The sequence below is a fragment of the Oscillibacter sp. CAG:155 genome (assembly GCA_000436875.1).
Taxonomy (GTDB): domain Bacteria; phylum Bacillota; class Clostridia; order Oscillospirales; family Oscillospiraceae; genus Oscillibacter.
Genome location: FR890893.1, coordinates 19,073 through 22,672 on the forward strand (window position 1 = coordinate 19,073; position 3,600 = coordinate 22,672).

2 protein-coding genes and 1 pseudogene are annotated in these 3,600 nt (G+C 61.0%); all 3 read left to right on the forward strand.

What is annotated here, in order from left to right:
• Positions 1-253, forward strand: a pseudogene (locus QZL67_RS04905) (DNA topoisomerase IV subunit B); the annotation flags it as partial.
• 16 nt (positions 254-269) lie between these two features.
• Positions 270-2,768, forward strand: a complete 2,499-nt coding sequence (gene gyrA / locus QZL67_RS04910; RefSeq protein WP_022289642.1) for a DNA gyrase subunit A — start codon at positions 270-272, stop codon at positions 2,766-2,768.
• Between the two features lie 157 nt (positions 2,769-2,925).
• Positions 2,926-3,363: a ribonuclease HI gene (gene rnhA, locus QZL67_RS04915; protein ID WP_022289643.1), complete on the forward strand. Its 438-nt coding sequence runs from the start codon at positions 2,926-2,928 to the stop codon at positions 3,361-3,363.
• Positions 3,364-3,600 lie beyond the last annotated feature (237 nt).

Genomic DNA, 3,600 nt, shown 5'->3' on the forward strand with positions numbered 1-3,600 from the left:
CTCCGCGGAGCTGCGGGCGGGCAACCCCTCCGCCAAGGTGGACATCTCCCGGTTCAAGGGCCTGGGCGAGATGAACCCCCACGAGCTGTGGGAGACTACCATGGACCCGGAGAAGCGGACGCTGCGCCGCATTACCCTGGACGACGCCGTGGCCGCCGACGAAACCTTCACCATCCTCATGGGCGAGAAGGTGGAGCCCCGGAAGGAGTTCATCGAAAAGAACGCCAAGTACGCCGTGAATCTGGACTACTGAGAAAGGATACCGATCTATGTCTAAAAAACCCCAATATGATCCTGAGGAGATCCGGTATCCCGATCAGAAGATCGTGGAGTCTCCGCTGGTCCCCGAGATGGAGAAATCCTACATCGAATATGCCATGAGCGTCATCGTGGGCCGTGCCCTGCCGGATGTGCGGGACGGCCTCAAGCCGGTGCATCGCCGGATTCTGTACGCCATGTACGAGGACAACCTCACCTATGACCACCCCTTCCGCAAGTGCGCTACCGCTGTGGGCGACGTGCTGGGCCGGTACCATCCCCACGGAGACGCCTCCGTCTATGATGCCCTGGTGCGTCTGGCTCAGGACTTCTCCATGCGTTATCCGCTGGTGGACGGCCACGGCAACTTCGGCTCCATCGACGGCGATCCCCCGGCGGCCTACCGGTACACGGAGGCCCGGATGTCCCGCATCGCCGATGAGATGCTGCGGGACATCGACAAGGACACCGTGGACTGGGACCCAAACTTCGACGAGACCCGGAAAGAGCCCCGGGTCCTCCCCTCCCGGTTCCCCAACCTGCTGGTGAACGGCTCCGCCGGTATCGCCGTGGGCATGGCCACCAACATCCCGCCTCACAACCTGCGGGAGGTCATCGGCGCCTGCATCTGCGTGCTGGATAACCCGGAGGCCCAGCTCAGCGACCTGATGCAGTATATCAAGGGACCGGACTTCCCCACCAAGGGCATCATCATGGGCCGCAGCGGCATCCGATCCGCCTATGCCACCGGCCGCGGCCGGCTGGTGATCCGGGCCCGGCATGAGTTCGAGGAGTTCGGCAACGGCCGTACCCGTATCATCATCACCGAGATCCCCTACCAGGTCAACAAGCGCATGCTCATCAAGAACATGGCTGAGCAGGTGGAGGACAAGCGGCTGGAGGGCATCTCCGATATTCGGGATGAGTCCGACCGCAACGGCATGCGCATCGTCATCGAACTCAAGCGGGACGCCAATCCCCAGGTAGTGCTCAACCGCCTCTTTGCCCAGACCCAGCTGCAGACCACCTTCGCCATCAACATGCTGGCCCTGGTGCAGAACCAGTCCCAGCCCAAGATCCTCTCCCTGCGGCACATCATCGACGAGTACCTGGCCTTCCAGGAGGAGATCATCGTCCGCCGGACGAAATACGACCTGAAAAAGGCCCAGGAGCGGGCCCATCTGCTGGAGGGCCTGCTGATTGCCGAGGACAACATCGACGCAGTCATCAAGACCATCCGGGAGTCCTATGACGACGCCAAGCAGAATCTGATGAGCCGCTTCGGTCTGGACGACGTCCAGGCCCAGGCCATTCTGGACATGCAGCTCAAGCGTCTCCAGGGACTGGAGCGGGAGAAGCTGGAAGCGGAGTATAAGGAGCTGGAGGAGAAGATCGCTTACTACAACCGCATCCTCTCCGATGACGGCCTGGTGCGCCAGATCCTCAAGGAGGAACTCTCCGCCATCGCCGACAAGTACGGCAACGACCGCTGCACGGAGATCCAGGATGTGGAGGACGAGATCGACATCGAGGACCTCATTGAGGAGGAAGACTGCGTCTTCACCCTGACCCAGGCGGGCTACATCAAGCGCACCCCCGTCAGCGAGTATACCGCTCAGTCCAAGGGCGGCATGGGCAAGAAGGGCATCACCACCCGGGACGAGGATGTGGTGACGGACCTCTTTACCGCATCCACCCACGATTATCTCTTCTTCTTCACCGACACCGGCAAGGTCTATCGGAAGAAGGGCTATCAGATCCCCCAGGCGGGCAAGACCGCGAAGGGCACCAACATCGTCAATATCCTCCAGGTGGAGCAGGGCGAGAAGATCCAGACCATGGTCCACACCCGGGAGCTGGACGATGAGAACCGCTTCCTGGTGATGGTCACCCGCAACGGCACTGTGAAGCGTCTGCCTGTAAGCACGCTGAAAAATATCAGGGCCAGCGGCATCCGGGCGCTGCGGATGGAGGAGGGCGACCAGCTGATCTCCGTCCGGGAGACCGACGGCACCCGGAAGATCCTGGTCGCCACCCACGACGGACAGGCCATCTGCTTTGACGAAAACGACGTCCGGCCCATGGGCCGGGACGCCATGGGTGTCCGGGGCATCCGCCTGAGAGAGGGCGACTATGTAGTGGGTGCCGCCCGGGCCCGGGCGGGCAAGACGGTGCTCTCCATCACGGAAAAGGGCTACGGCAAGCGTACGCCGGTGGAGGAATACCGCATCACCGGCCGGGGCGGACTGGGCATTCGGAACTACGCCGTCACGGAAAAGACCGGCGGCGTGGTGGGCATCAAGGTCGTGGACGGGTCCGAGGACCTGTTGCTGGTGACAAAGGGCGGTATCCTGATCCGCACCCCGGTGGAGAATATCCGGGTGGCGGGCCGGTCCACCCAGGGCGTCATCGTCATGCGCTTCAAGGAAGAGGGCGACCAAGTGATCTCCATGGCTCTGACGGACCACGAGGAGAGCGAGGAAGCCGCTGAGACGGCTCCCGAGGAATAATCCCAACATTCCCATGCAGGAGAGCGTGGACCGCCCACGCTCTCCTGTTTTCAAATACGACTTACGGAGGCGGACGCAGATTGCCCCCTGCTCCCCTGCCGTGTTCTGTCCAAAACAGCGGCCATGAGCAACAGGGGCCGCCACAGAGGAGAAGAGCATGAAAACTGTTACCATTTACACCGACGGCGCCTGTTCCGGCAATCCCGGGCCCGGCGGCTGGGGCGCCATTTTGATGTATGGCCCGCACACCCGGGAACTTTCCGGCGGAGAAGCAGCCACCACCAACAACCGCATGGAACTGACCGCCGTTATTGAGGCGCTGTCCCTTTTGAAGGAACCCTGCATCGTGGAGCTGTGGTCGGACTCCAAATATGTGATCGACGGCCTCTCCAAGGGGTGGGCCAAGGGGTGGAAGGCCCGGGGCTGGGTCAAGAGCGATAAAAAACCGGCGCTGAACCCGGATCTGTGGGACCGCCTGCTGGCGCTCACGGAGGTCCATACCCTCCACTATCACTGGGTCAAAGGCCACGCGGAAAACGCGTATAACAACCGCTGCGACGAGCTGGCGGTGGCGGAGAGCCAGAAATACAAGTAAGGCGGTGCGGGGCCTTTGACGCCGCGGTTTTCCACAAAAAGACCGCTTGCGTGGAAATAGCCGGTATCATCGGGAGGATTTTTCAAAGAAAAACGCCGTTTCACCCGGGATGGACCCATGATTTGTGGAAAACAAGAGCCTTACAAAGGTGTGATTTGGGACGAAAACGATTTTTTTCCAAACATTCACAAACTGTTCACACCAAACACATAATTCCGCAAAAATTCTTGGGTATCT

Excerpts from the sequence above, each read along its gene's own strand:
- gyrA (WP_022289642.1), top strand. The coding sequence starts at position 270 with ATGTCTAAAAAACCCCAATATGATCCTGAGGAGATCCGGTATCCCGAT.
- rnhA (WP_022289643.1), top strand. The coding sequence starts at position 2,926 with ATGAAAACTGTTACCATTTACACCGACGGCGCCTGTTCCGGCAATCCC.